The sequence below is a fragment of the Streptomyces pratensis genome (assembly GCF_016804005.1).
Taxonomy (GTDB): Bacteria; Actinomycetota; Actinomycetes; order Streptomycetales; family Streptomycetaceae; genus Streptomyces; species Streptomyces pratensis_A.
This window is the reverse complement of sequence record NZ_CP051486.1, coordinates 7,375,157-7,401,422: the sequence shown is the minus strand read 5'-3', so window position 1 is coordinate 7,401,422 and position 26,266 is coordinate 7,375,157. Positions and strand designations below refer to the sequence as shown.

Sequence of the window (26,266 nt, the reverse complement as noted above, 5' to 3'; positions counted from 1 at the left end):
CGTGTCTCCGTGCGTCGGCTGCTTCTGACCGCGTCTCCCGTGTCTCCGTGCGTCGGCTGCTTCTGACCGCGTCTCCCGTGTCTCCGTGCGTCGGCTGCTTCTGACCGCGTCTCCCGTGTCTCCGTGCGTCGGCTGCTTCTGACCGCGTCTCCCGTGTCCCCGCGCGTCGGCCGCTTCTGACCGCGTCTCCCGTGTCCCCGCGCGTCGGCCGCTTCTCCCTCGAATCTCCCGCGGCTCCGCGGGCCTTCCGCTGCCGTGGGCCAGATGCTTCTGTCCCCCTCGCTCCGGCGCTCCGGTCCTCACCCCTCGGCCGCGGGTTCCTGGTGTGCGTGCCCCCTGGTTCGGGTCTTCGGTACACCACCTGCCCCACCGGTCCCACTCGTCACTTCTCCGACCGGAATGCAGTTTTCCGGTACCAAGCATTGACGGTGGCTTGTCACGGACACGACCATTCCTCCACCCGTGAGAGATCGCTTCCGCATCACGGAATCCGGGGAGGTCTGTGTGTTTGTCCAGCAACTCGAACCCGTAGCCGATTCGCTCGCTCTGTCCGCTCTTGTCGCTTCCTTGCCGCTGGTGACCGTTCTGGTGCTGCTCGGCGCCGTCCGCATGAAGGCCCACCGTGCCGGACTCATCGGTCTCGCCGTCGCCGTGCTCGTCGGATGGCTCGCCTTCGGCATGCCCGTCGGGCAGACCCTGTCCGCAGGGGCGCAAGGCGTCCTCTTCGGGCTCTTCCCCATCATGTGGATCGTCGTCAACGCCCTGTGGGTGTACCGGATGACCGTCCGCACCCAGCACTTCGACATCCTGCGACGCTCCTTCGGGCGGGTCTCCGACGATCCCCGCATACAGGCGCTGGTCATCGCCTTCTGCTTCGGCGCGCTCCTGGAGGCGCTGGCCGGCTTCGGCGCACCCGTCGCCATCTGCTCGGTCATGCTCGTCGCACTCGGATTCGACCCGGTGAAGGCCGCCGTCGTCTCCCTGGTCGCCAACACCGCGCCCGTGGCCTTCGGAGCCATGGGCACGCCCGTGGTGACGCTCGCCCAGGTCACCGGGCTGCCCCTGGACGACGTCGCCACGGTCGTCGGCCGCCAGACACCCCTGCTCGCGCTCGTCGTCCCGCTGATCCTGGTCTTCCTGGTAGACGGCAAGAGGGGGCTGCGGGAGACCTGGCTGCCCGCCCTCGTCTGCGGAGTGGCCTTCGCGGTCGCGCAGTTCGCCGCGTCCAACTACGTCTCCGCCCAGCTCGCCGACATCGCGGCGGCCCTGGTGGGCGCGGGCGCGCTGATCGCCCTCCCGAGCGCCCGCAGGCCCGCCGCCGAACCCGTACGCACGGCCGTGCTGACGGGAGCGCGCAGCGAGGACCTGGACCAGGAGGACCCGCGCCGAGAGGTCCTGCGCGCCTATGCCCCGTACGCGCTGATCGTCGCCGTGTTCTCCGTCGCCCAGATCCCGCCCGTCAAGCGGCTGCTCGCCGAGGCCACCCGCGTCTTCGACTGGCCGTTCCTCGATGTCGCGGGACCCGACGGCGAACCGGTCGGAGCCAACGTGTTCTCCCTTCCGCTCCTCGGCACGGGCGGCACCCTGGTCCTGCTCGCCGGCCTGGTCACCGCCGTCGTGCTCGGCGTACGTGCGGGCACCGCCGCGCGGGAGTGGGCGGCCACCGTGCACGAACTGCGCTACGCGATCCTCACCGTGACGTCCGTGCTCGCCCTCGCCTACGTCATGAACCTCTCCGGGCAGGCCGCCACCATCGGGCAGTCCGTCGCCGCGGCGGGTGCCGGACTCGCCTTCCTCTCACCGGTGCTCGGCTGGTTCGGCGTCGCCGTCTCCGGCTCCGACACGTCGGCCAACGCCCTCTTCGGTGCCCTCCAGGTGTCCGCCGCACGGGAGTCGGGCCTTTCGCCGGAGCTCCTCGCCGCCGCCAACAGCTCCGGCGGAGTGCTGGGCAAGATGATCTCCCCGCAGAATCTGACGATCGCCTGCGCGGCCGTCGGACTCGCCGGGCGCGAGGGCGATCTGCTGCGCAAGGTCCTGCCCTGGAGCCTCGGCCTGCTGCTGGTGATGTGCCTCGTCGTGATGGCCCAGAGCACGGCCGTACTGGGCTGGATGCTCCCCTGACAGGCGGCCCGGGGCCGCCGGGTAGTTTGGGCGGTCCGTAAAGACCCCAGGAGGACCGGCCGTGGTTGCTGACCTGTCGCAGCTCGTGAAGGCGTACGACGTGCGCGGAGTCGTGCCCGACCAGTGGGACGAGCCGCTCGCCGAACTGTTCGGCGCCGCCTTCGTCCAGGTCACCGACGCGGACGCCATCGTGATCGGCCACGACATGCGGCCGTCCTCGCCCGGTCTGGCGGCCGCCTTCGCCCGCGGTGCGACGGCGCGCGGCGCCGACGTCACCCTCATCGGGCTCTGCTCGACGGACCAGCTGTACTACGCGTCCGGGGCGCTGGACCTGCCCGGAGCGATGTTCACGGCCTCGCACAACCCGGCGCGGTACAACGGCATCAAGCTGTGCCGCGCCGGGGCGGCGCCCGTGGGCCAGGACACCGGCCTGACCGAGATCCGCACGCTGGTCGAGCAGTGGTCGGAGCACGGCCTCCCCGCCACCACCGCCACCGCCCCGGGCACGGTCACCGAACGCGACACCCTCACCGACTACGCCGCACACCTGCTGGGCCTCGTCGGCCTCGACGGGATCCGGCCGCTCAAGGTCGTCGTGGACGCGGGCAACGGCATGGGAGGCCACACCGTCCCCACCGTCTTCGCGGGCCTCCCCCTCGACCTCGTACCCATGTACTTCGAGCTCGACGGCACCTTCCCCAACCACGAGGCCAACCCCCTCGACCCGAAGAACATCGTCGACCTTCAGGCCCGTGTCCTGGCCGAGGGCGCCGACCTCGGCCTCGCCTTCGACGGCGACGCGGACCGCTGCTTCGTCGTCGACGAGCGCGGCGAGGGCGTGTCCCCGTCCGCGATCACGGCCCTGGTCGCCGCCCGCGAGCTGGCCCGTAACGGCGGCAAGGGCACCGTCATCCACAACCTGATCACCTCCTGGTCGGTCCCCGAGGTCGTACGCGAGAGCGGCGGAACCCCCGTCCGTACCCGCGTCGGACACTCCTTCATCAAGGCCGAGATGGCCGAGCACGGCGCGATCTTCGGCGGCGAACACTCCGCGCACTACTACTTCCGCGACTTCTGGAACGCCGATACGGGCATGCTCGCCGCCCTCCACGTCCTCGCCGCGCTAGGCGGACAGGAGGGGCCGCTGTCAGGGCTCCTCGACCGCTACGACCGTTACGCGGGATCAGGCGAGATCAACTCCACCGTGGCCGACCAGGCAGGCAGGCTCGCCGCGATCAGGGTGGCGTACGACAAGCGCGACGACGTGCGGTTCGACGAGCTCGACGGACTCACGGTCACCGGCACCGACTGGTGGTTCAACCTCCGCGCCTCCAACACCGAGCCACTGCTGCGTCTGAACGTCGAGGCCCGGGACGAGAGGACGATGGCAGCGGTCCGCGACGAGGTCCTCACGGTCGTCCGCGCGTGACGGACGAGTGCGATCGGCGCGCGTGACCGGCGGGTGCGACCCGCGCGTGTGGCCGGCGGGTGTGGGGCGCGGGTGTGACCGGCGGGTGCGACCCGCGCGTGTGACCGGCGGGTGTGGCGCCCGGGTGCGACCGGCGCGTGCGACCGGTGGGTGTGGCGCGCGGGTGTGGCCAGCGTGTGTGACCGGGTTGGGTGTGGCGCGCGGGTGTGACCGGCGCGCGTCGTGGGCACCCGCGCTGCGGGCACCCACGACCCGTACCGCCCCGCCCGCCGAGTGCATGCCGCCCGACGCATGCCCCGTCGTGCGGCGTCTGCCGGGCCGCGACCCTCTCGGCCCGGCGGTAGGCTGACCACGCTCCAAGCTCCGGGGACCCGAACGGGGTCAGGACCGGATCCGCACCGCATGCCCGAAGGGACCCACCCCATGCCGCTCGAAGCCGGCCTTCTGCAGATCCTCGCCTGCCCGGCCTGCCACGCAGGGCTCGACGACCGGTCCGCAGCCGAGAGTCCCGAGCTGGTCTGCACCGGCACGGACTGCGGTCTCGCCTACCCGGTACGTGACGGCATCCCGGTACTCCTCGTCGACGAGGCCCGCCGCCCCGCGTAACCCGCACCCTGATCAGCACGGTGATCGGAGGCCCACCACCATGCTCGACGAGTCGCTGCTCGACGCACCGGACGCCCTGGCCCGAGCCGACCGGAGAGGGCTGCTGCGCGGCGCCGCCGAGGCCGGAGCCCGAGTCCGCACCGCCACCCGGCATGCAGCCGAGGCCGGAATCGGCGCCCTGGCCCCCGAAGGCCGGCCACGGGCCGTCCTCGTCGCGGGGCCCGGCACCGCCGCGTCCGGGGTCGCAGACCTGATCGGCGCCCTCGCCGGCGCATCGGCACCCGTCACCGCCATCCGCCCCACCGGGGTCGCGGCGGCGGCCGGAGCGCTGCGCTGGGCACTGCCCGGCTGGGCAGGATCCGTGGACCTGCTGCTCATCGCCACGGCCGACGGTTCGGAACCCGGTCTCGCGCTGCTCGCCGAGCAGGCGTACCGCCGCGGCTGCACCGTCGTCGCCGTCGCACCCGTCCGCTCCCCGCTGCGCGAAGCCGTCGACGGGGTCCACGGACTCGTCGTGCCCATGGCGGCCGCCCCGCACGGTGAGTACGACGCCGAGACCTCTGCTGCGGGACCCGGCACGCTCTGGGCCCTGCTCACCCCGCTGCTCGCCCTGCTGGACAGGGTCGGCCTGATCGACGCGCCCCCGGACACGCTGCAGAAGGTCGCAGACCGCCTCGACCGCACCGCCGAGCGCTGCGGGCCGGCCATCGCGACGTACAGCAACCCGGCCAAGACCCTCGCCGCGGAACTCGCCGACAGCCTGCCCCTCGTCTGGACCGAGGGAGAGGCCGCCGGCCCCGTCGGACGTCGCTTCGCCGCTGTTCTGGCCGAGCTCGCCGGGCGCCCGGCCCTCGTGGCCGAGCTGCCGGAGGCGCTGCCGTCCCACGGAGGACTGCTCGCCGGAGCATTCGCCGCAGGGGCTGACCCCGACGATTTCTTCCGCGACCGGGTGGACGAGCCCGAAGCCATGAGGGCCCGCGTCGTCCTGCTCCGCGACCGGCCCGCCGGCGGCCTGACCGCGAGCCCGGCCGCACGCGAGCTCGCCCTGAGCCACGACACCGCCATCAGCGAACTGGAACCGGAGGAGGGAAGCGAGCTCGAAGCCCTCGCCGAGCTCCTCGCGGTCACCGATTTCGCCGCCGTCTACGCCTCCCTGGCCTCCGACAACCGGGCCTGACGGCCCGACTCCCCCCGGGCACCACGCCCCGCGCATCCCACGAGGACGAATCTCCATGGACCGGCTCTCCAACACCGTGCGCCCCTACGCCTGGGGGTCCACCACAGCCATCCCCGAACTGCTCGGCACAGCCCCGACCGGCGAACCGCAGGCCGAGATGTGGATGGGAGCCCACCCCGGAGCCCCTTCGCGCCTCACCCGCGCAGCCGGTGAGGGGACCCTTGGCTCCGGGACGGGGGAGCAGTCCCTCACGGACGTCATCGCGGCCGGCCCCGAGCGTGAACTCGGTACCGCTGCCGTCCGAGCCTTCGGCCCCCGACTGCCCTTCCTGCTCAAGCTGCTCGCAGCCGGTGCCCCGCTGTCCCTCCAGGTCCACCCCGACCTCACGCAGGCCCAGCAGGGCTTCGAGGACGAGGAGCGCCGGGGCGTCCCCATCGACGCGCCGCACCGCACCTACAAGGACGCCAACCACAAGCCCGAGCTGATCTGCGCGCTCACGCCCTTCGAGGGGCTGTGCGGCTTCCGCAGGCCGGCCGAGGCCGCCGACCTGATATCGGCCCTCGGCGTCGACTCCCTGAAGCCCTACGTCGACCTGCTCCGCGCCCGGCCCGAGGACGGGGCACTGCGTGAGGTCCTCACGGCGATCCTCACCGCCGACCCCGACGAGATGGCTCACACGGTCGCCGAGGCGGCGGAGGCCGCGGAACGGCTCGGCGGCGCCCACGCCCCGTACGCCCAGATCGCGCACCACTACCCCGGCGACCCGGGCGTCCTCGCGGCCATGCTGCTGAACTACGTACAACTCCAGCCCGGCGAAGCGATGTTCCTCGGCGCGGGCGTGCCGCACGCCTACCTCGGGGGCCTGGGTGTCGAGATCATGGCCAACTCCGACAACGTGCTGCGCTGCGGTCTCACCCCCAAGCACATCGACGTGCCCGAACTGCTGCGCATCGTCCGCTTCGAAGCCACCGAGCCCGGCATCCTGCGCCCCGAGGCCGCCCCCAGCGGCGAGGAGCTGTACGAGACGCCGGTCGACGAATTCAGGCTGTCGCGTTACGTCCTGCCGCCCGGTGGCGCCTCCGTCGACCTCACTGCCGCCACCCCGCAGATCCTGCTGTGCACGGCAGGCACTCCGAGGGCGGGGGAGATCGCCCTAGCACCCGGCGAGTCCGTGTTCGTCCCGGCGGACGAAACAGTCGAAGTCACCGGTACGGGAACGCTGTTCCGCGCGACCGTGGTGGTCTGACGTACGGTCTGCCCCGGCGGCTGCAACAATGTCCGGCCGTACCGCGGCGTCCGAGCCGCAGCACCGATGAAGGGACACCAGGCACCCATGAGCGCGTCAGGCGGAACCAAGGCGATCGTGGCGGCTCTAGCCGCCAACCTCGCGATCGCAGTGGCCAAATTCGTGGCGTTCCTCTTCAGTGGCTCGTCGTCGATGCTGGCGGAGAGCGTCCACTCGCTGGCGGACTCGGGCAACCAGGGACTCCTGCTGCTCGGTGGCAAGAAGGCCCAGCGGGAGGCGACGCCTCAGCACCCCTTCGGGTACGGGCGCGAACGCTACATCTACGCCTTCCTCGTCTCCATCGTCCTGTTCTCGGTCGGTGGCATGTTCGCGATCTACGAGGGCTACGAGAAGATCAAACACCCGCACGAGATCGAGGCCTGGTACTGGCCGGTCGGTGTGCTGGTCTTCGCGATCATCGCCGAGAGCTTCTCCTTCCGTACGGCCATCGCCGAGTCCAACGCGACGCGCGGCAAGCTGTCCTGGACACAGTTCGTCCGCCGGGCCAAGGCCCCCGAACTTCCCGTCGTCCTCCTCGAGGACCTCGGCGCGCTCGTCGGTCTGATCCTGGCCCTCGGCGGCGTCGGACTGGCGCTGGGCACCGGCAACGGTGTGTGGGACGGCATCGGCACCCTGTGCATCGGCATCCTGCTGATCGTGATCGCGATCGTTCTCGCCGCCGAGACGAAGTCGCTGCTCCTCGGTGAGGCGGCCGGCGTCGAGGACGTCGAGAAGATCCAGGCCGCGGTTGTCGACGGCGACACCGTCACCCGCATCATCCACATGCGCACGCTCCACCTCGGCCCCGAGGAGCTGCTGGTGGCCGCCAAGATCGCGGTGCGGGCCGAGGAGTCCGCCGCCGAGGTCGCGGAAGCGATCAACGCCGCCGAGAACCGGATCCGCGACGCCGTCCCGATCGCCCGGGTCATCTACCTCGAGCCCGACATCTACGACGAGGCGGCAGCCGCGGCCGGCTCCAACCCGGGCAAGGCCCCGGCCGGCCCCGGGTCGCCCGACGCACCGGCGGGATCCGGCCACTGATCCGCTGAAGATCGGCCCCGAACGGCCCAGCGACCCACTCCGCCGCCCAGGCGGGCTGGGGCTCACTGGGCCGTTCGGTGTAGATTCGGGGGAGTACCAGACGTCGCTGCTGATGGCGGTCGATCGGTTCGCGGAAGCGGGCCGGCCGAGGGAGAGAGGGCCTCCGACGGACTGCACTGCGGATCGCCCGGGCATTCGTGTGCCCGTGGCCGCCGCAGAGCCAGCCAGTCCACCCTCGACCCACTACGAGGAGCAGCCCGTTATGACGACGGCCGCCAATCGCCAGGACTTCAAGGTCGCCGACCTTTCTCTCGCCGCCTTCGGGCGCAAGGAGATCACCCTCGCCGAGCACGAGATGCCCGGCCTGATGTCGATCCGCAAGGAGTACACCGACGCCCAGCCGCTGGCGGGTGCCCGGATCACCGGCTCCCTGCACATGACCGTGCAGACCGCGGTGCTCATCGAGACCCTCGTCGCCCTGGGTGCCGAGGTCCGCTGGGCCTCCTGCAACATCTACTCGACCCAGGACCACGCCGCCGCAGCGATCGCGGTCGGTCCGAACGGCACCCCGGACGCCCCCGCCGGCGTCCCGGTCTACGCCTGGAAGGGCGAGACCCTGGAGGAGTACTGGTGGTGCACGGAGCAGGCCCTGACCTGGCCCAACACCCCCACCGGCGGCCCGAACATGATCCTCGACGACGGTGGTGACGCCACCCTCCTCGTCCACAAGGGCGTCGAGTTCGAGAAGGCCGGCGAGGCCCCGGACCCGTCGACCGCGGACAGCGAGGAGTACGCCTACATCCTCACCCTGCTGAACCGGACCCTCGGCGAGGCACCGCAGAAGTGGACCCAGCTGGCGTCCGAGATCCGCGGCGTGACCGAGGAGACCACGACCGGTGTGCACCGGCTGTACGAGATGCACCGCGACGGCACCCTCCTTTTCCCGGCGATCAACGTCAACGACGCGGTCACCAAGTCGAAGTTCGACAACAAGTACGGCTGCCGCCACTCGCTGATCGACGGCATCAACCGCGCCACCGACGTCCTGATCGGCGGCAAGACCGCCGTCGTCTGCGGCTACGGCGACGTGGGCAAGGGCTGCGCCGAATCCCTCCGCGGCCAGGGCGCCCGGGTGATCATCACGGAGATCGACCCGATCTGCGCCCTGCAGGCAGCGATGGACGGTTACCAGGTCACGACGCTGGACGACGTGGTGGAGACCGCGGACATCTTCGTCACGACGACGGGCAACAAGGACATCATCATGGCCTCCGACATGGCCCGGATGAAGCACCAGGCGATCGTCGGCAACATCGGCCACTTCGACAACGAGATCGACATGGCCGGCCTGGCGAAGATCGACGGCATCGTCAAGGACGAGGTCAAGCCGCAGGTCCACACCTGGAAGTTCCCGGACGGCAAGGTCCTGATCGTGCTGTCCGAGGGCCGTCTGCTGAACCTCGGCAACGCCACCGGTCACCCCTCGTTCGTCATGTCCAACTCGTTCGCGGACCAGACCCTGGCCCAGATCGAGCTGTTCACGAAGCCCGAGGCGTACCCGACCGATGTCTACGTGCTGCCGAAGCACCTGGACGAGAAGGTCGCCCGGCTCCACCTCGACTCGCTGGGCGTGAAGCTCACGACCCTGCGCCAGGAGCAGGCCGACTACATCGGCGTCCCGGTCGACGGCCCGTACAAGTCGGACCTCTACCGCTACTGAGCCGGCCGTCGGCCGACGGCCGGCACAGCTCTCAGCAGCAGGTCCGAGCGCAGGCCCCCGCACCCCCGTGTCGGGGGCCTGCCCCGTACCGCACCCGCACAGCCCGAGGAACCCGAAGGACCCCATGCCCCGCGGCCGTTATTCGCTCCACGATGTCCACGACCACACCCCCCTCGGCGAAGAACACTTCCACTGCGCGCCCGGCCCCTCCGGCTGGCGCTACGTCTCCCAGACCACGGGCCCCTCGGGTGCCCACCTGGGTTCCGTCGATCTGGCCCTGGACGAGCTCGGCCGCCCCATCCGCCTCGAACTGCACGCCGCCAGCTGGCAGATCCGCGGCGCCGCCCTCGACGGGGTCACCTGGGTACGGACCGATCCCACCGGCACCCATGCCACCGAAGGCAATGTCCGCGCCCATACCTTCTCCGGCACATCCCCCGCCTTCCTCGTCTCCACCGCTCGGCTCCTTCGCCTCACCCCCGGTTCCCCCGCGACCCGCGTCCGTCTGGTCACCTTCACGGACCCGGTTCTCGCCCCCCGCACCGTCGACCAGTCCTGGTCACTGCTGAACAGTGAAGCGCACGCCACTGACAACGGACCTCTGGTCGTGGACGAATACCAGGTCAACGCACTGGACACCGGTGATCAGCACATCGTGCACATCGCAGGGGACGTGGTGCTGGCAGCGCCGGGCATCGAGCTCGAGCACCTCGAATCCCCACCCTCGGCCATGCCCCGCCCGACGGACGGGGCATGAGACGGACGGGCTCGGGACGGACGGAGCGCGAGGCCGCACGCCGATGCGGACCGGGGCCCCACACCGGGCCGGGCGACAGCGCGTGGCCGAGCGGGCGGCGCTCACGGGGGCGGGGTCCGGGGGGCCGAGCCGGCTCACGCCCGGGCTGTCCTGTGCCCCAGCTGTCCCATGCCGGGCCGTCTGATGCCGAGCTGTCTGACGCCCGGGCCCGCTCCGGCTCAGGTGATCCCGGGCTGAGCCTGTCCTACGCTCAGGCGGGCGGGGCGAATCCTGTCGGAGCCGGTCCGTCTGCCGAGCCCTTGACCTCGGCCGCCGTAGTGGTTGGGGGAACCACCGTGGGCGTGCCGGGCCCGACCTGCCAGGCCGCCACCTCCCGGTCACCGGAGAACGCCCGGTGCACCGGTACGGGCAGGGCTCCCGGCACCCTGCCGGCGCGGCCCGCTCCCGCGGTCACCCGCCGGACGTCCCGTGTCTGTCGCTCGTTCACCACAGCCGCCAGGTAGGCGGCCGCCGGAACGCCCTGCGGTGCCGGAGCACCCGTATGCGCGGCAAGGTCGGTGGACAAGCGCTCGGCCATGGACCCGCGCACCGTGGCATCGAGCTGGTTCATCCGAGTCAGGTACTGCCGAATCGCCAGCCAGAGACCGTCCGGCACGCCGGAGAGGTCCAGCTGCGCGAAACGTCCCACGAGCCAGGGCGGTGGCGGCGGCACAGCGAAGGACCGCCCGGCCGGGACCCGCTCACGTACGACCAGCGTTCCCGCGAACACGTCACCGAGCCGACGGCCCCGGGCGGACACCAGAGAGGCGACGCAGCCCACGACTCCGAACGTTCCCAGAATCTCGACCATGCCCATCGCTCCCCGCACGAGCGCGTGCCTGAAGCGGATCGGCCCGCCGTCGTCCCGCACCACACGAAGCCCGCAGGCAAGCTTTCCGAGCGAACGCCCGTGGGTCAGCGTCTCGACCGCGACCGGCCCGCCCACCAGCACCAGAAGAAACGTGGCGACCGCGATGGCGGCGGTCGCGGCCTCGTCGAGCGTCACGGTCGCCACGGCCAGGCCGACGGACAACAGAACGAATACGGTCAGAAGCACCGCAAGATCGATGGTGATCGCCAACGCCCGGCTGGGCAGCCTCGCAGGCTGCACACCCAACACCACCGCGTCTCCGGTCACGAGTTCATTCATCGCCGCCCACCCCTCGCCGCCCTTCCCTGCCCCTCGGGACCACAGTCTGCCAAGCTGACCCGCAGCGCACCGCCGTAGTACGGACCCGTACGCACCCATGCCTGGAGCAGCAGCCGACCATGGATCTCGACGTCTTCGTGACCACCCACCGCATCGAGTGGGACCGCCTGGACCATCTTCTGCACCGAGGGCGCAGCCTGACAGGTGAAGAGGCGGATGAACTCGTCGCTCTGTACCAACGCACCGCCACCCATCTGTCCCTGATCCAGTCCAGCGCCCCGGACCCCCTGCTGACCGCGCGCCTCACCCAGCTCGTGGCCCGTGCGCGCTCGACCGTGACCGGGACACGCCGTGCTTCGTGGCGGGACGCCGCCCGCTTTCTGACCGCCGGCTTCCCCGCGGCCGTCTACCGCTCGCGGCACTGGTGGATTCCCACGGCGGTGCTCTCCACACTCCTGGCGGCTCTCATCGGCTGGTGGATCGGCGCGCATCCGGAGGTCCAGGCGTCGATCGGGGCTCCGGAGGACCTGCGAGCTCTGACCCGCCCCGGCGGTGAGTACGAGACGTACTACTCCAGCCATCCGGCTGCCTCGTTCGCCGCCCAAGTCTGGACGAACAACGCTCAGGCGGCTGCCATGTGTCTGGTGCTGGGCGCGTTCCTCTGCATACCGGTGATCTACATCCTCTTCGTGAACGTGCTGAACCTCGCCGTGGGTATCGGCCTCATGTCCTCCGCCGGCCGTCTGGACACCTTCCTCGGACTCGTCCTGCCACACGGGCTGCTCGAGCTCACCGCGGTGTTCGTCGCAGCGGGCACAGGCCTCCGTCTCGGATGGACGGTCATCGACCCGGGGCCACGCACCCGGCGCTCGGCCCTGGCGCAGCAGGGCCGAGCAGCGATAGGCATGGCCATCGGCCTGGCCCTGGTCCTGTTCGTCTCCGGAGTCATAGAAGGCTTCGTCACCCCGTCGGGCCTCCCCACCTGGGCCCGGATCACCATTGGTGTCGTGGCTGAGCTGGCCTTTCTCGCCTACGTCTATGTCCTCGGAGGCCGGGCGGCCCGAGCGGGGAACACAGGAGATCTTGAGGCCGAGGGGCGCAGCGCGGAGCTTCCTGCTGCGGCCTGAGGGCCCGATGTGCGAGCGAGGGCTCTGACCTGCTAGTCTTCAGTTCGCCCACAAAGACTGTTGACACAGTCTGCGTGGAGAGGTAGATTTTAACGGTTCCAGCAAGCTGGACAGCTTGCTTGGGAACGTCTAGAGTTCATCTCGCTCTTGCAGGGGACGTGATCCTCGCAGAGCCGATTGATTCTTCTCTTTCAAGCAAGAAGCCGGATTCGCTTCGGCCGAATTGCTTCTGATAAAGTCGAGTCAGCCGAAAGGCAAAGGCCTTCTCCATGGGTCACCTGATTCAAATTCGGACCGGAAACGGAACGGAAAAGGGTCTGGTAAAGTTGGAATCGCCGGAAAGGGAAACGCGAAAGCGAAGAACCGGAAAGCGAAACAAGCAGTAACCCGCTTCGACCGGGAATCGGACACGAAAGAGTCTGATAGAGTCGGAAACGCAAGAACGAAGGGAAGCGCCCGGAGGGCCCCGGTGAAACGGGACCGAAGGAAGCGTCCGTTCCTTGAGAACTCAACAGCGTGCCAAAAGTCAACGCCAGATATGTTGATACCCCGGCCTGCTTCATGCAGGTTGGTGGTTCCTTTGAAAAGTCCTACCGGTCCTTCGGGTCGGGTAGGCAACAACAGCGAGGACGCTGTGAACAACCGGTCATATTCCGACCTGGTTGTTCCGCTCTCGTGTTGTGATCCCGATTACGGGAAAACATTCACGGAGAGTTTGATCCTGGCTCAGGACGAACGCTGGCGGCGTGCTTAACACATGCAAGTCGAACGATGAAGCCCTTCGGGGTGGATTAGTGGCGAACGGGTGAGTAACACGTGGGCAATCTGCCCTTCACTCTGGGACAAGCCCTGGAAACGGGGTCTAATACCGGATAACACTCTGTCCCTCATGGGACGGGGTTAAAAGCTCCGGCGGTGAAGGATGAGCCCGCGGCCTATCAGCTTGTTGGTGGGGTAATGGCCTACCAAGGCGACGACGGGTAGCCGGCCTGAGAGGGCGACCGGCCACACTGGGACTGAGACACGGCCCAGACTCCTACGGGAGGCAGCAGTGGGGAATATTGCACAATGGGCGAAAGCCTGATGCAGCGACGCCGCGTGAGGGATGACGGCCTTCGGGTTGTAAACCTCTTTCAGCAGGGAAGAAGCGAAAGTGACGGTACCTGCAGAAGAAGCGCCGGCTAACTACGTGCCAGCAGCCGCGGTAATACGTAGGGCGCAAGCGTTGTCCGGAATTATTGGGCGTAAAGAGCTCGTAGGCGGCTTGTCACGTCGGATGTGAAAGCTCGGGGCTTAACCCCGAGTCTGCATTCGATACGGGCTAGCTAGAGTGTGGTAGGGGAGATCGGAATTCCTGGTGTAGCGGTGAAATGCGCAGATATCAGGAGGAACACCGGTGGCGAAGGCGGATCTCTGGGCCATTACTGACGCTGAGGAGCGAAAGCGTGGGGAGCGAACAGGATTAGATACCCTGGTAGTCCACGCCGTAAACGTTGGGAACTAGGTGTTGGCGACATTCCACGTCGTCGGTGCCGCAGCTAACGCATTAAGTTCCCCGCCTGGGGAGTACGGCCGCAAGGCTAAAACTCAAAGGAATTGACGGGGGCCCGCACAAGCAGCGGAGCATGTGGCTTAATTCGACGCAACGCGAAGAACCTTACCAAGGCTTGACATATACCGGAAAGCATCAGAGATGGTGCCCCCCTTGTGGTCGGTATACAGGTGGTGCATGGCTGTCGTCAGCTCGTGTCGTGAGATGTTGGGTTAAGTCCCGCAACGAGCGCAACCCTTGTTCTGTGTTGCCAGCATGCCCTTCGGGGTGATGGGGACTCACAGGAGACTGCCGGGGTCAACTCGGAGGAAGGTGGGGACGACGTCAAGTCATCATGCCCCTTATGTCTTGGGCTGCACACGTGCTACAATGGCCGGTACAATGAGCTGCGATGCCGCGAGGCGGAGCGAATCTCAAAAAGCCGGTCTCAGTTCGGATTGGGGTCTGCAACTCGACCCCATGAAGTCGGAGTTGCTAGTAATCGCAGATCAGCATTGCTGCGGTGAATACGTTCCCGGGCCTTGTACACACCGCCCGTCACGTCACGAAAGTCGGTAACACCCGAAGCCGGTGGCCCAACCCCTTGTGGGAGGGAGCTGTCGAAGGTGGGACTGGCGATTGGGACGAAGTCGTAACAAGGTAGCCGTACCGGAAGGTGCGGCTGGATCACCTCCTTTCTAAGGAGCACTTCTTACCAGGTTCGCTTGGTCAGAGGCCAGTACACCGGCGAATGTTCGGTGCTGGTTGCTCATGGGTGGAACGTTGACTATTCGGCACGACAGGTTGGTCATTGCTAGTACTGCTTCGGCGTGGAACGTGGTGAGTGATCGGTCGGGTCGGGCACGCTGTTGGGTATCTGAAGGTACGGGCTCGTTGAGTCTGTTCCTTTGGTTGCCGGCCCCAGTGCACTCACCTGTAAGGGTGGGGTGATGGGTGGCTGGTCGTTGTTTGAGAACTGCACAGTGGACGCGAGCATCTGTGGCCAAGTTTTTAAGGGCGCACGGTGGATGCCTTGGCACCAGGAACCGATGAAGGACGTGGGAGGCCACGATAGTCCCCGGGGAGCTGTCAACCAAGCTTTGATCCGGGGGTTTCCGAATGGGGAAACCCGGCAGTCGTCATGGGCTGTCACCCGCTGCTGAACACATAGGCAGTGTGGAGGGAACGAGGGGAAGTGAAACATCTCAGTACCCTCAGGAAGAGAAAACAACCGTGATTCCGGGAGTAGTGGCGAGCGAAACTGGATGAGGCCAAACCGTATGCGTGTGATACCCGGCAGGGGTTGCGTATACGGGGTTGTGGGAGTTCTCTTGATCAATCTGCCGATTGGTCGGCAAGTCAGAAACCGTTGGTGTAGGCGAAGGACATGCGAAAGGTCCGGCGTAGAGGGTAAGACCCCCGTAGCTGAAACATCAACGGCTTGCTTGAGAACCACCCAAGTAGCACGGGGCCCGAGAAATCCCGTGTGAATCTGGCGGGACCACCCGCTAAGCCTAAATATTCCCTGGTGACCGATAGCGGATAGTACCGTGAGGGAATGGTGAAAAGTACCGCGGGAGCGGAGTGAAATAGTACCTGAAACCGTGTGCCTACAAGCCGTGGGAGCGTCGCTGTGTGTGCTTGCACATGCAGTCGTGACTGCGTGCCTTTTGAAGAATGAGCCTGCGAGTTAGCGGTGTGTAGCGAGGTTAACCCGTGTGGGGAAGCCGTAGCGAAAGCGAGTCCGAATAGGGCGATTGAGTTGCACGCTCTAGACCCGAAGCGGAGTGATCTAGCCATGGGCAGGTTGAAGCGGAGGTAAGACTTCGTGGAGGACCGAACCCACCAGGGTTGAAAACCTGGGGGATGACCTGTGGTTAGGGGTGAAAGGCCAATCAAACTCCGTGATAGCTGGTTCTCCCCGAAATGCATTTAGGTGCAGCGTCGTGTGTTTCTTGCCGGAGGTAGAGCACTGGATAGGCGATGGGCCCTACCGGGTTACTGACCTTAGCCAAACTCCGAATGCCGGTAAGTGAGAGCGCGGCAGTGAGACTGTGGGGGATAAGCTCCATGGTCGAGAGGGAAACAGCCCAGAGCATCGACTAAGGCCCCTAAGCGTACGCTAAGTGGGAAAGGATGTGGAGTCGCAGAGACAACCAGGAGGTTGGCTTAGAAGCAGCCACCCTTGAAAGAGTGCGTAATAGCTCACTGGTCAAGTGATTCCGCGCCGACAATGTAGCGGGGCTCAAGCGTACCGCCGAAGTCGTGTCATTCATACACATATCCCCAACGGGAGTATGGATGGGTAGGGGAGCGTCGTGTGCCGGGTGAAGCAGCCGCGGAAGCGAGTTGTGGACGGTTCACGAGTGAGAATGCAGGCATGAGTAGCGATACACACGTGAGAAACGTGTGCGCCGATTGACTAAGGGTTCCTGGGTCAAGCTGATCTGCCCAGGGTAAGTCGGGACCTAAGGCGAGGCCGACAGGCGTAGTCGATGGACAACCGGTTGATATTCCGGTACCCGCTTTGAAACGCCCAATACTGAATCAGGCGATGCTAAGTCCGTGAAGCCGGCCCGATCTCTTCGGAGTTGAGGGTAGTGGTGGAGCCGACGAACCAGACTTGTACTAGGTAAGCGATGGGGTGACGCAGGAAGGTAGTCCAGCCCGGGCGGTGGTTGTCCCGGGGTAAGGGTGTAGGCCGTGTGGTAGGCAAATCCGTCACACGTTAAGGCTGAGACCTGATGCCGAGCCGATTGTGGTGAAGTGGATGATCCTATGCTGTCGAGAAAAGCCTCTAGCGAGTTTCATGGCGGCCCGTACCCTAAACCGACTCAGGTAGTCAGGTAGAGAATACCGAGGCGTTCGGGTGAACTATGGTTAAGGAACTCGGCAAAATGCCCCCGTAACTTCGGGAGAAGGGGGGCCATCACTGGTGATCCGATTTACTCGGTGAGCTGGGGGTGGCCGCAGAGACCAGCGAGAAGCGACTGTTTACTAAAAACACAGGTCCGTGCGAAGCCGTAAGGCGATGTATACGGACTGACGCCTGCCCGGTGCTGGAACGTTAAGGGGACCGGTTAGTGCACTTTCGGGTGTGCGAAGCTGAGAACTTAAGCGCCAGTAAACGGCGGTGGTAACTATAACCATCCTAAGGTAGCGAAATTCCTTGTCGGGTAAGTTCCGACCTGCACGAATGGCGTAACGACTTCTCGACTGTCTCAACCATAGGCCCGGTGAAATTGCACTACGAGTAAAGATGCTCGTTTCGCGCAGCAGGACGGAAAGACCCCGGGACCTTTACTATAGTTTGATATTGGTGTTCGGTTCGGCTTGTGTAGGATAGGTGGGAGACTTTGAAGCGGCCACGCCAGTGGTTGTGGAGTCGTCGTTGAAATACCACTCTGGTCGTGCTGGATGTCTAACCTGGGTCCGTGATCCGGATCAGGGACAGTGTCTGATGGGTAGTTTAACTGGGGCGGTTGCCTCCTAAAGAGTAACGGAGGCGCCCAAAGGTTCCCTCAGCCTGGTTGGCAATCAGGTGTTGAGTGTAAGTGCACAAGGGAGCTTGACTGTGAGACCGACGGGTCGAGCAGGGACGAAAGTCGGGACTAGTGATCCGGCAGTGGCTTGTGGAAGCGCTGTCGCTCAACGGATAAAAGGTACCCCGGGGATAACAGGCTGATCTTCCCCAAGAGTCCATATCGACGGGATGGTTTGGCACCTCGATGTCGGCTCGTCGCATCCTGGGGCTGGAGTCGGTCCCAAGGGTTGGGCTGTTCGCCCATTAAAGCGGTACGCGAGCTGGGTTTAGAACGTCGTGAGACAGTTCGGTCCCTATCCGCTGTGCGCGTAGGAATATTGAGAAGGGCTGTCCCTAGTACGAGAGGACCGGGACGGACGAACCTCTGGTGTGCCAGTTGTCCTGCCAAGGGCATGGCTGGTTGGCTACGTTCGGAAAGGATAACCGCTGAAAGCATCTAAGCGGGAAGCCTGCTTCGAGATGAGTATTCCCACCACCTTGAGTGGTTAAGGCTCCCAGTAGACGACTGGGTTGATAGGCCAGATGTGGAAGCCCGGTAACGGGTGGAGCTGACTGGTACTAATAGGCCGAGGGCTTGTCCTCAGTTGCTCGCGTCCACTGTGTTAGTTCTGAAATAACGAACGGCCGTGTTTTTCTCCGGTGTTGGTTAATTTCATAGTGTTTCGGTGGTCATTGCGTTAGGGAAACGCCCGGTTACATTCCGAACCCGGAAGCTAAGCCTTTCAGCGCCGATGGTACTGCAGGGGGGACCCTGTGGGAGAGTAGGACGCCGCCGAACAATTATTCCGGGAAAGCCCCGTGCCCTTGTGGCACGGGGCTTTTCTGCGTTCCGGGCTCCTCTGCCGCCCTGGAACTGAGGCGTCGGGCCCCGTCTGCCCGTCATGACGATCGGCATTTATTCGGGGATTCCGTTGAAAGGGCTACCCGACAGTGGCCGCTTTGTGCCAGCAGTTGCTCGGCTGTCAGCCGACCTTCGTTGCCGAGTGACACGGAGGCACAGACATTGAGGCACAGGCTTTGTGGGAGCCGGCAGAGCACACGGCAATGGCCATCGAGCAGGAACCGCTGTACGCAGCCACGCCACCTTGCACATTTTCTTTGTCGATGACCTGGACACCGTCGTTGCCGAGATCGCCGGCCGGGGCTAGGAGCCCACGAAGCGTGAGATCGATCCGAATGGCGCGCGCAGGGCGATCCATCACGACACGGATGGCAGCCGGATCGGATTCGGAGGCACGCTCTGCACTGAGACGTGACCTGCTGGGTTCTCGCCTTTTGCGCCTTCTACAGCCGTCCTGCGGCCTTCAGCGCGAGGTAGGCGTCTGCCAGTGCGGGTGCGAGGTCGTTGGGTGCGGCATCGACGACCGTGACGCCATGATGCTGGAGCTGGTCCGCAGTGCGTCGGCGTTGGGCCTGTGCCTGCGTGCCGGCTGCGGCCTCGTAGATCGCGTCCACTGAGCCCCGGGCACCGGTCATCGCCTCGACATGGGGGTCCGCAACCGCTGCGACCAGAACTGTGTGGCGTCGGGAGAGCTGGGGGAGAACCGGCAGGAGGCCCTCCTCGACAGGTGCGGCGTCCAGGCTCGTGAGCAGGACGATCAGTGAGCGGCGGGGCGCGTTCGCCAGTGCTGCTGTGCTGAGCCCACGTGTGTCTGTCTCGACGAGTTCAGGCTCCAGCGTGGCCAGAGCGTTGACGAGGGACGACAGGACGTCCCCTCCAGCTGCTTTGCCCTGCACCTGTGCTCGGACACGCCTGTCGTATGCGATCAGGTTCACGCGGTCGCCCGCGCGGGTGGCCAGAGCGGTGAGGAGCAGGGTCGCGTCCATGGCGGCGTCGAGACGGGGCACGTCGCCCACTCGGCCTGCTGATGTGCGGCCGGTGTCCAGGACGACGAGGATGTGGCGGTCGCGCTCGGGGCGCCAGGTACGCACGGCGACCGCGGACTGGCGTGCGGTGGCCCTCCAATCGATGGAACGGGTGTCGTCTCCCGGCACGTAGGCGCGCAGGCTGTCGAACTCCGTGCCTTCTCCGCGCGTGAGCACGCTGGTGCGGCCGTCGAGTTCACGCAGTCGTGCGAGCCGCGAAGGCAGATGCTTCCGGCTCGTGAAGGGAGGCAGCACCCTGACCGTCCAGGGCACGCGATGGTATCCCTGGCGGGCCGCCAGGCCGAGGGGGCCGAACGACCTGACGGTGACGCGGTCGGCTCGGCGGTCTCCACGCCGTGAGGGGCGCAGAAATGTGGTGAGTCGGATGCGCTCCCCTCCAGGTACGGCGAACTGGTGGCGGGACGAGGTCTGTTCGGTCTCCGACGTCCAGCTGCTGGGTGGCCAGGCGTCCCGGAGCTGGGCGCGGAGCCGTCGGGAGGACGGGTTGGTCACTGTGAGTTGCATGGTCGCGGTGTCACCGAGTCGAACGGATGTATCACCGGATCGGGTGAACCGCAGCGTGCGCACTGGCGCGGCCAGGGCGTAGTCGCACAGAATTGCCAGTGAGAGCGGGACATTGACCGCGAGCATGCCTGTCCAGCTGGGGGCCAGAATGCCTACGGGGAGTGACCCCAATGCCGCCACCAGGGCGGCCCGTCCGGTGAGGGCCATGGTCACCGCCTCACCGGGGGACGGGGACGTGGGCGAGTACAGCGGTGATGACGGAGTCTGCGGTGACTCCCTCCATGTCCGCTTCCGGCCGTAGCTGTATGCGATGACGGAGCGTGGGCAGAGCGAGGGCCTTCACGTCGTCCGGGATGACATAGTCCCGGCCCGTGAGCCAGGCCCAGGCCCGGGCGGTGGAGAGCAGAGCGGTGGCTCCTCGGGGGGAGGCGCCGAGAGTGAGCGAGGGGGATTCACGAGTGGCACGGCAGATATCCACGACGTAGGCGGCGATCTCGGGGGAAACCGAGGTTCGGCCGACGGCGGCACGGGCCGCTTCGAGGTCGGCAGGTCCGGCCACGGGCTGTAGGCCTGCTGCGTTGAGGTCGCGAGGGTTGAACCCCTCCGCATGGCGAGTGAGCACGTTGATCTCGTCCTCGCGTGAGGGCAGGGGGACTGTCAGCTTGAGGAGGAAGCGGTCCAGCTGGGCCTCGGGCAGCGGATAGGTGCCCTCGTACTCGACAGGGTTCTGAGTGGCCGCCACCAGGAAGGGGTCGGGAAGCGGTCGGGGAGACCCGTCGATGGTCACCTGACGTTCCTCCATGGCCTCCAGCAGGGAGGACTGTGTCTTGGGAGGGGTCCGGTTGATCTCGTCGGCGAGCAGCAGGTTGGTGAACACCGGTCCTGGCTGGAAGGAGAATTCGGAGGTACGGGCGTCGTAGACGAGTGAGCCCGTGACGTCGCTCGGCATGAGGTCGGGGGTGAACTGGACGCGCTTGGTGTCCAGTTCGAGGGATGCGGCAAGTGCGCGGACCAGAAGGGTCTTTGCGACGCCGGGTACGCCTTCCAGAAGCACATGGCCCCGGCAGAGGAGAGCGACGACCAGGCCGGTGACCGCCGAGTCCTGGCCGACCACGGCCTTGGCGATCTCGGAGCGCAGCGCTTCCAGGGATGCGCGGGCACTGTCGGAATCCACGGGGGTCGCGAGGGTCGCTGCGGCTGCCGGAAGCTCAGCGGTCTCCGGGGTCGGGGCGCTCATGAAGTGCGTACCTCTCTTTCGAGGGCGTCGAGTTGATCGGTCAGGAGGACAAGCGCGGCGTCATCGGCCGGGGCCGGGCCGAAGAGGAGGAGGCCGAGGTCGGTGCCCGGCTTGCTGAGGCGTGCGGCGACAGCGGGCAGGAGCACAGCGGGGGAATCGGCGTCACGGGGGGACACACCGAGGAGGGGGGAGACGCGGGTCCGCGTGGCCGAGCGCAGTGAGTCTGCGGCGCGGTCCCGGGCGTCTGCCTTGCGGTAGAGCCGGGCCCGTCCTTCGACGGACTCGGAGGCCCGGATGGCTACCGGCAGTCGCTCGGTGACCAGGGGGCCGAAGCGGCGGCCGCGCCAGATCGCGGCGAGTACGGCGGCGAGGGCCAGTTGAAGGGTGCCCCAGAGCCAGCCCGAGGGGATGAGGCTGATGAATCCGCTCTCTCCTTCGGCTCCGTCGTCGCTGCTGTCGTCCTGACTGCCTCTGCCGCCTTGGGCGGCGGAGGGATCGTCGAGTGAGGGGAGGTACCAGACGAGATGCGGGTGGGAACCGAGGAGTTGCAGGCTGAGCGATGCGTTGCCCTGCTGGTCGAGACGGTCGTTGTAGAGGAGGTCGGGGGAACCGAGCAACACGGTGTCGCCTGCTCCTTGTCCCGGCAGAACGAGGAGGGACGCGTGCCCGTCGTCGTCCGGGTAGCAGGCGGTTGTGCCGCGCGCAGCCGACGCGTAGTGGATGCCACCCATGTCGGCGGTTCCCGCGGCGCGTGCTGCAGGGAGTTCACAACGTGGGGTAAGGGCGGCCACCGGCCCGTGCGATTCCGCGTGCACTCCAGGGGCGAGCCGGGCCACGGAGGGGCTGCCGGGTGCGATGAGGACGGTACGGCCGGCGGAGTCGGCAGTCGCCGCGTAAAGGCGCCGCTGCTGGTGAGCGGTGAGCATGTTGGGGCCTGCGACGAGCAGGGTGGTATCGGGGCCGGCAGCACCGGTGGCCTCGTCGAGCGTGGTGGCGATGTCGACGGACACACCGCGGTCCTTGAGGAGTTCGGCGACTGCCCGGCCGCCGTGCGGATCCGCGGAGCGGGGATCGAGTCGGCCGTGCTGGCCGCCCGAGCGGGCGGCGGCGATAGCGACCCCGGCGACGACGAGGATGAGAACGGCCAGCAGCAGCCCGCGGACGCGATGCCAGATCTGCTGCGGGGTACGGGACGCGGATGTGGTGGGAGCGGCCGCGGTTGCGGTCATCCGGCAGCTCCTGGGGCTGTGTCGGTGGTCAGCAGGGGCTTGGCGGCCTCGATGTCCAGGTCAAGGGCGCACAGGGTCCGGTACGCAGCCGCGTCGGCGGTGCGGCCTCCGTATGTGACGTCGTCGAAGGCCCGGGCGGCGGCGCGGAGTCGGTCGGCGTGCGCGGACATCAGCCGGCCGGCTTCGGCGGCCGCCTCGTCCGCGGTGCGGCCGGGGCGCGGGTCGAGTACGGCCCGGTCCTCCAGGGAGCGGACGAGGGCGCGCATCCGTTCCTGGACGGCCTCGGTCCAGCGATTGGCTTCGGCGTGTGCGGCGGCCGCGGTGCGGTGGTCCGCAGCGCTGCGGGTGGTGCTGCCGAAGAGTGCCTCCGGGTTCGGGGCGGCACGCCGAGGTGTGCCGAGCCTCCACCACAGCGCGGCGACCAGGCCGACGACGGCCAGCACGAGCACGACGAGCCCGAGCGGGCCGCCGGGGGCTGCCCCGGCGGCGCCGGCGAAGAGGTCACCGATCCAGTCCCAGAAGTGGTCGAGGCCGCGTTCGAGAAGGTTCGGGTCGTGCTCGTGGTACATCGGGTCGGACAGTTCGTCCTGCGCCGCTTCCCGGGCGGGGACGCGTGGAGTGTCCACGGGTATGTCCACGTCCGCCCGGATGAGTCGTACTGCCGTGCTGGTGCCCCCCGGCCCCGTCACCGCATCAGCTCCTGGGGTTGTCGTAGCCGGGCACGCCGGCGGCCCGGGCGAGGTCCAGGTCGAGGGCCTCGCGGCGGATGCGCTGGTCGACGTAGAGCAGGGCCATCACTCCCGCGGTGAACGGGTAGGCGAGCGTCGAGATGATCACGTCGCCGATGCCCGTGACGATGAGGAAGGGCCAGCCGAAGTCTGCCGCGCTGCCGTTGAGCAACTCGCTCAGGCCGTCGCTGTCCATGGTCACGGCGATGATGCCGAACGGGATCGTGATGATCAAGGTCAGGACGATGACCAGCAGGTAGGTGAGGGCCAGAATGCCGAAGGTCCGCCACCAGTTGCCCTTGACCAGCTTGGCGGACCTGCGCAGCGCGGTGAGTACGGGCTGGCGCTCCAGCATGAGTGCCGGTGCTGCGAGCGTGAAGCGGATCATCAGCCAGAGAACGACGGCACAGGAGGCGAGGAAGCCCAGGAAAGTGAGCGCGATCCCGCCGGCCCCGCTGCCCAGTGCCAGGCCCGGAAGAAGGCCCGCTGCCATGATCGCGGCGCTCATCAGGCTCAGCAGAAGGGTCAGCCCGAGAAGCGGAAGAAGCCGGGGCCGGGCCTCGGACCATGCTTCGGAGAGTGTTACGCCACGGCCCAGTACGGAGCGGCTGATCACCACGGTGAGGATCGAGGTGGTGAAGAGTGTGGCGATCATCGCGATGAGCGTGCTCGGTGCGCTGGTGATCAGCTGCGACTGCGCGGAGTCGGTGGCCTGGCGGATTGCTTCCGCGCCGGTCGCGTTCGGGTCGATCGACTCCTGCTCGGGCAGGAGGTAGCGCTGCACGAGAATGATCACGATCTCGGCGATCACGGAGACGGTGAGGCTGATACCGAGCACCGTGCGCCAGTGGGTGCGCATGGTGGACACCGCGCCGTCGAGGATTTCGCCGACCCCGAGAGGACGGAGCGGGATCACCCCGGGCTTCGCGGCCATGGGGGCACGTCCCCACCCCGGCCCTTGTGGCATGCCGCCCCAGCCCGGAGCGGGTGGGGGCGCGCCTGGGCCGTTGCCGGGGGCGCCGGGCGGGGACCACTGCCCTGGAGGCGGCTGTGCGGGAGACCACTGTCCGGCGGCGTTTCCGTCCACGGGCGAGGAGGGCTTGGGGATGCCCGTCTCCTGGCCGTCGGAGGGGGCGGATCCGGGCGAAGCCCAGCCCGGAGAGTCGTTCATCGTCGCTCCTTCACAGTCCTGCCCGCTCATCGGGGCGGCAGGTTGTCAGCCATCGTGCCACGCGTCGGTCCGGTGCGGGCCTGGCGCTCTATCTCCTTCTTGCCTTCGTGCGCGGGCGGTTCAGCGGGCAGACTGGGCAGATGGATGATCAGGACGCACAAACGCCGGTGGGTAACGGGCCTCTGCCTCTCTCCGTACTCCGCTGGGACGATCCTCCGGGAGGTCCTGCGGTGGTCCTCCTCGACCAGACGCGGCTGCCCGCCGAAGAGGCGGAGCTGGTGTGCGCCGACGTGCCCGCGCTGGTGGGAGCCATACAGACACTGGCGGTGCGGGGGGCTCCCCTGCTGGGTATCGCCGGGGGCTATGGGGTGGCGCTGGCCGCGGCGCGGGGTGAGGACGTGGAGCAGGCCGCGGAGCGGCTGGAGCAGGCGCGGCCCACCGCGGTGAATCTCGGGTACGGGGCGCGGCGGGCGGCGCGCGGGTACGAGGCGGCTGTCAGGAGCGGGGCGGGCCCGGAAGCGGCCGCCGCGGCGGCTCTGGCCGAGGCGCGCGCTCTGCACCAGGAGGACGCGGCGGCCAGCGGGCGCATGGCGCAGTACGGTCTGGAACTGCTGGCGGAACTCCTGCCGGAAGGAGGCGGGCACCGGCTGCTGACCCACTGCAACACCGGGGCGCTCGTGTCCGGTGGCGAGGGTACGGCCTTCGCGGTGGCTCTGAGGGCGCACAGGGAGGGGCGCCTGCGGCAGCTGTGGGTGGACGAGACGCGTCCGCTGCTCCAGGGCGCCCGGCTCACGGCGTACGAGGCGGGCCGCAACGGGATGCCGTACAGCTTGCTGACGGACAGCGCGGCGGGTTCGCTGTTTGCGGCGGGGGAGGTGGATGCCGTAATCATCGGGGCGGACCGCATTGCCGCGGACGGCTCGGTGGCCAACAAGGTGGGGAGCTATCCGTTGGCGGTGCTGGCGAAGTACCACCATGTGCCGTTCGTCGTGGTGGCGCCCACGACCACGGTCGATCTGGAATCGGTGGACGGCACATCGATCGTCGTGGAGCAGCGTTCCGCGGCCGAAGTGACGGAGTTCACATCGACGCCGGGTGCTCCGGCCGGAGGTGGAGGGGGCCGGACGGCCGTCGCACCCCCGGGAACCCAGGCGTACAACCCCGCATTCGACGTCACGCCGCCCGAACTGGTCACGGCGATAGTCACGGAGGAGGGTGTCATTTCCCCGGTCACGGGGGTCGGACTGGCAGAGCTGTGTGCCAGGTCATCGCAGGTAACGATTAGCTAATGGGATGATGTCGTTTATGAAGGGACGCGTCCTTGTCGTCGACGACGACACCGCACTGGCCGAGATGCTCGGCATCGTGCTGCGTGGAGAAGGTTTCGAGCCGTCGTTCGTAGCGGACGGCGACAAGGCACTGGCCGCATTTCGTGAGGCCAAGCCGGACCTGGTGCTGCTGGACCTCATGCTGCCCGGACGGGACGGCATCGAGGTCTGCCGGCTGATCAGGGCCGAGTCGGGTGTGCCGATCGTCATGCTCACTGCCAAGAGCGACACGGTGGATGTTGTGGTGGGCCTGGAATCCGGGGCCGACGACTACATCGTCAAGCCGTTCAAACCGAAGGAGTTGGTTGCCCGGATCAGGGCGCGTTTGCGGAGGTCCGAAGAGCCCGCGCCGGAACAGCTGGCGATCGGGGACCTGGTCATCGATGTGGCCGGTCACTCGGTGAAGCGGGAGGGGCAGTCCATCGCCCTCACGCCGCTGGAGTTCGATCTGCTGGTCGCCCTCGCCCGGAAGCCGTGGCAGGTGTTCACCCGTGAGGTGCTGCTCGAGCAGGTGTGGGGCTATCGCCACGCCGCCGACACCCGTCTGGTGAACGTGCATGTCCAGCGGCTCCGCTCGAAGGTGGAGAAGGACCCGGAGCGGCCGGAGATCGTCGTGACCGTCCGTGGTGTCGGTTACAAGGCCGGACCGAGCTGA

Annotated in this window: 17 protein-coding genes and 3 rRNA genes; 14 read left to right on the top strand and 6 right to left on the bottom strand. The window is 67.3% G+C overall.

The features are described from left to right. The first annotated feature begins 504 nt into the window (after nucleotides 1-504). The 8 genes from HED23_RS30990 to HED23_RS30955 all read left to right on the top strand — a co-directional run bounded on the left by HED23_RS30990 (nucleotide 505) and on the right by HED23_RS30955 (nucleotide 10,136). Nucleotides 505-2,121, top strand: coding sequence for an L-lactate permease (locus tag HED23_RS30990; protein ID WP_203186634.1), 1,617 nt, complete (start codon nucleotides 505-507; stop codon nucleotides 2,119-2,121). A 61-nt stretch (nucleotides 2,122-2,182) separates the two neighbouring features. Next, nucleotides 2,183-3,550 carry a phosphomannomutase/phosphoglucomutase gene (locus tag HED23_RS30985; protein WP_203186633.1) on the top strand — a complete coding sequence of 456 codons (1,368 nt, stop codon included), beginning with the start codon at nucleotides 2,183-2,185 and terminating at the stop codon, nucleotides 3,548-3,550. A gap of 423 nt (nucleotides 3,551-3,973) precedes the next feature. Then, the gene (locus tag HED23_RS30980; protein ID WP_203186632.1) at nucleotides 3,974-4,156 is read left to right on the top strand and encodes a Trm112 family protein; all 183 of its coding nucleotides are present in this window, start codon (nucleotides 3,974-3,976) and stop codon (nucleotides 4,154-4,156) included. 40 nt (nucleotides 4,157-4,196) lie between these two features. Then, nucleotides 4,197-5,333 carry an SIS domain-containing protein gene (locus tag HED23_RS30975; RefSeq protein WP_203186631.1) on the top strand — a complete coding sequence of 379 codons (1,137 nt, stop codon included), beginning with the start codon at nucleotides 4,197-4,199 and terminating at the stop codon, nucleotides 5,331-5,333. A gap of 55 nt (nucleotides 5,334-5,388) precedes the next feature. Beyond that, on the top strand, nucleotides 5,389-6,579 hold the full coding sequence (gene manA, locus HED23_RS30970; protein ID WP_203186630.1) for a mannose-6-phosphate isomerase, class I: 1,191 nt from the start codon (nucleotides 5,389-5,391) through the stop codon (nucleotides 6,577-6,579). Nucleotides 6,580-6,666: 87 nt separating this feature from the next. Then, nucleotides 6,667-7,659: a cation diffusion facilitator family transporter gene (locus tag HED23_RS30965; RefSeq protein ID WP_203186629.1), complete on the top strand. Its 993-nt coding sequence runs from the start codon at nucleotides 6,667-6,669 to the stop codon at nucleotides 7,657-7,659. A 262-nt stretch (nucleotides 7,660-7,921) separates the two neighbouring features. Next, nucleotides 7,922-9,379 carry an adenosylhomocysteinase gene (gene ahcY / locus HED23_RS30960; protein WP_203186628.1) on the top strand — a complete coding sequence of 486 codons (1,458 nt, stop codon included), beginning with the start codon at nucleotides 7,922-7,924 and terminating at the stop codon, nucleotides 9,377-9,379. Nucleotides 9,380-9,503: 124 nt separating this feature from the next. Next, nucleotides 9,504-10,136, top strand: a complete 633-nt coding sequence (locus HED23_RS30955) for a hypothetical protein (RefSeq protein WP_203186627.1) — start codon at nucleotides 9,504-9,506, stop codon at nucleotides 10,134-10,136. Nucleotides 10,137-10,386: 250 nt separating this feature from the next. Here the strand turns inward: HED23_RS30955 and HED23_RS30950 are convergent, their stop codons facing one another. Then, complete coding sequence (locus tag HED23_RS30950) at nucleotides 10,387-11,325, bottom strand: RDD family protein (RefSeq protein WP_203186626.1); 939 nt, start codon at nucleotides 11,323-11,325, stop codon at nucleotides 10,387-10,389. A 119-nt stretch (nucleotides 11,326-11,444) separates the two neighbouring features. Here HED23_RS30950 and HED23_RS30945 point away from each other — a divergent pair, with 119 nt between their 5' ends. The 4 genes from HED23_RS30945 (at nucleotide 11,445) to rrf (ending at nucleotide 18,305) form a co-directional block, all read left to right on the top strand. Further along, nucleotides 11,445-12,452 carry a stage II sporulation protein M gene (locus tag HED23_RS30945; protein ID WP_203186625.1) on the top strand — a complete coding sequence of 336 codons (1,008 nt, stop codon included), beginning with the start codon at nucleotides 11,445-11,447 and terminating at the stop codon, nucleotides 12,450-12,452. Nucleotides 12,453-13,155: 703 nt separating this feature from the next. After that, nucleotides 13,156-14,681 (top strand): 16S ribosomal RNA (locus tag HED23_RS30940). A gap of 303 nt (nucleotides 14,682-14,984) precedes the next feature. Then, nucleotides 14,985-18,109 (top strand): 23S ribosomal RNA (locus HED23_RS30935). Between the two features lie 79 nt (nucleotides 18,110-18,188). Next, nucleotides 18,189-18,305, top strand: a 5S ribosomal RNA gene (gene rrf / locus HED23_RS30930). The 16S, 23S and 5S rRNA genes sit together here, the layout of an rRNA operon. 506 nt (nucleotides 18,306-18,811) lie before the next feature. Here rrf and HED23_RS30925 read toward each other — a convergent pair. From HED23_RS30925 to HED23_RS30905, 5 genes are read right to left on the bottom strand one after another with little or no spacing between them, the layout of a single operon-like run. Then, the gene (locus HED23_RS30925) at nucleotides 18,812-20,125 is read right to left on the bottom strand and encodes a DUF58 domain-containing protein (protein ID WP_203186624.1); all 1,314 of its coding nucleotides are present in this window, start codon (nucleotides 20,123-20,125) and stop codon (nucleotides 18,812-18,814) included. Nucleotides 20,126-20,135: 10 nt separating this feature from the next. Then, on the bottom strand, nucleotides 20,136-21,155 hold the full coding sequence (locus HED23_RS30920) for an AAA family ATPase (protein WP_203186623.1): 1,020 nt from the start codon (nucleotides 21,153-21,155) through the stop codon (nucleotides 20,136-20,138). Further along, on the bottom strand, nucleotides 21,152-22,384 hold the full coding sequence (locus tag HED23_RS30915; RefSeq protein WP_203186622.1) for a DUF4350 domain-containing protein: 1,233 nt from the start codon (nucleotides 22,382-22,384) through the stop codon (nucleotides 21,152-21,154). The genes HED23_RS30920 and HED23_RS30915 overlap by 4 nt, the downstream gene beginning before the upstream one ends. Beyond that, nucleotides 22,381-23,073: a DUF4129 domain-containing protein gene (locus HED23_RS30910; protein ID WP_203186621.1), complete on the bottom strand. Its 693-nt coding sequence runs from the start codon at nucleotides 23,071-23,073 to the stop codon at nucleotides 22,381-22,383. Before HED23_RS30910 ends, HED23_RS30915 begins: the two co-directional genes overlap by 4 nt. A 4-nt stretch (nucleotides 23,074-23,077) precedes the next feature. Beyond that, entirely contained in the window at nucleotides 23,078-24,283 is a 1,206-nt protein-coding gene (locus HED23_RS30905) for a glycerophosphoryl diester phosphodiesterase membrane domain-containing protein (protein ID WP_203186620.1), read from the bottom strand. A 140-nt stretch (nucleotides 24,284-24,423) separates the two neighbouring features. Between HED23_RS30905 and mtnA the strand changes: the two genes are divergently transcribed. Together mtnA and mtrA are read left to right on the top strand one after the other, a co-directional pair. Continuing rightward, nucleotides 24,424-25,572, top strand: coding sequence for an S-methyl-5-thioribose-1-phosphate isomerase (gene mtnA / locus HED23_RS30900; protein ID WP_203186619.1), 1,149 nt, complete (start codon nucleotides 24,424-24,426; stop codon nucleotides 25,570-25,572). 4 nt (nucleotides 25,573-25,576) lie between these two features. Beyond that, nucleotides 25,577-26,266: a two-component system response regulator MtrA gene (gene mtrA / locus HED23_RS30895; protein ID WP_187281934.1), complete on the top strand. Its 690-nt coding sequence runs from the start codon at nucleotides 25,577-25,579 to the stop codon at nucleotides 26,264-26,266.

What these genes read in the sequence shown, in the direction of transcription:
- HED23_RS30980 (WP_203186632.1), top strand. Translation starts at nt 3,974, where the DNA reads ATGCCGCTCGAAGCCGGCCTTCTGCAGATCCTCGCCTGCCCGGCCTGC.
- HED23_RS30975 (WP_203186631.1), top strand. Translation starts at nt 4,197, where the DNA reads ATGCTCGACGAGTCGCTGCTCGACGCACCGGACGCCCTGGCCCGAGCC.
- manA (WP_203186630.1), top strand. Translation starts at nt 5,389, where the DNA reads ATGGACCGGCTCTCCAACACCGTGCGCCCCTACGCCTGGGGGTCCACC.
- HED23_RS30965 (WP_203186629.1), top strand. Translation starts at nt 6,667, where the DNA reads ATGAGCGCGTCAGGCGGAACCAAGGCGATCGTGGCGGCTCTAGCCGCC.
- ahcY (WP_203186628.1), top strand. Translation starts at nt 7,922, where the DNA reads ATGACGACGGCCGCCAATCGCCAGGACTTCAAGGTCGCCGACCTTTCT.
- HED23_RS30955 (WP_203186627.1), top strand. Translation starts at nt 9,504, where the DNA reads ATGCCCCGCGGCCGTTATTCGCTCCACGATGTCCACGACCACACCCCC.
- HED23_RS30950 (WP_203186626.1), bottom strand. Translation starts at nt 11,325, where the DNA reads ATGAATGAACTCGTGACCGGAGACGCGGTGGTGTTGGGTGTGCAGCCT.
- HED23_RS30945 (WP_203186625.1), top strand. Translation starts at nt 11,445, where the DNA reads ATGGATCTCGACGTCTTCGTGACCACCCACCGCATCGAGTGGGACCGC.
- HED23_RS30925 (WP_203186624.1), bottom strand. Translation starts at nt 20,125, where the DNA reads ATGGCCCTCACCGGACGGGCCGCCCTGGTGGCGGCATTGGGGTCACTC.
- HED23_RS30920 (WP_203186623.1), bottom strand. Translation starts at nt 21,155, where the DNA reads ATGAGCGCCCCGACCCCGGAGACCGCTGAGCTTCCGGCAGCCGCAGCG.
- HED23_RS30915 (WP_203186622.1), bottom strand. Translation starts at nt 22,384, where the DNA reads ATGACCGCAACCGCGGCCGCTCCCACCACATCCGCGTCCCGTACCCCG.
- HED23_RS30905 (WP_203186620.1), bottom strand. Translation starts at nt 24,283, where the DNA reads ATGAACGACTCTCCGGGCTGGGCTTCGCCCGGATCCGCCCCCTCCGAC.
- mtnA (WP_203186619.1), top strand. Translation starts at nt 24,424, where the DNA reads ATGGATGATCAGGACGCACAAACGCCGGTGGGTAACGGGCCTCTGCCT.
- mtrA (WP_187281934.1), top strand. Translation starts at nt 25,577, where the DNA reads ATGATGTCGTTTATGAAGGGACGCGTCCTTGTCGTCGACGACGACACC.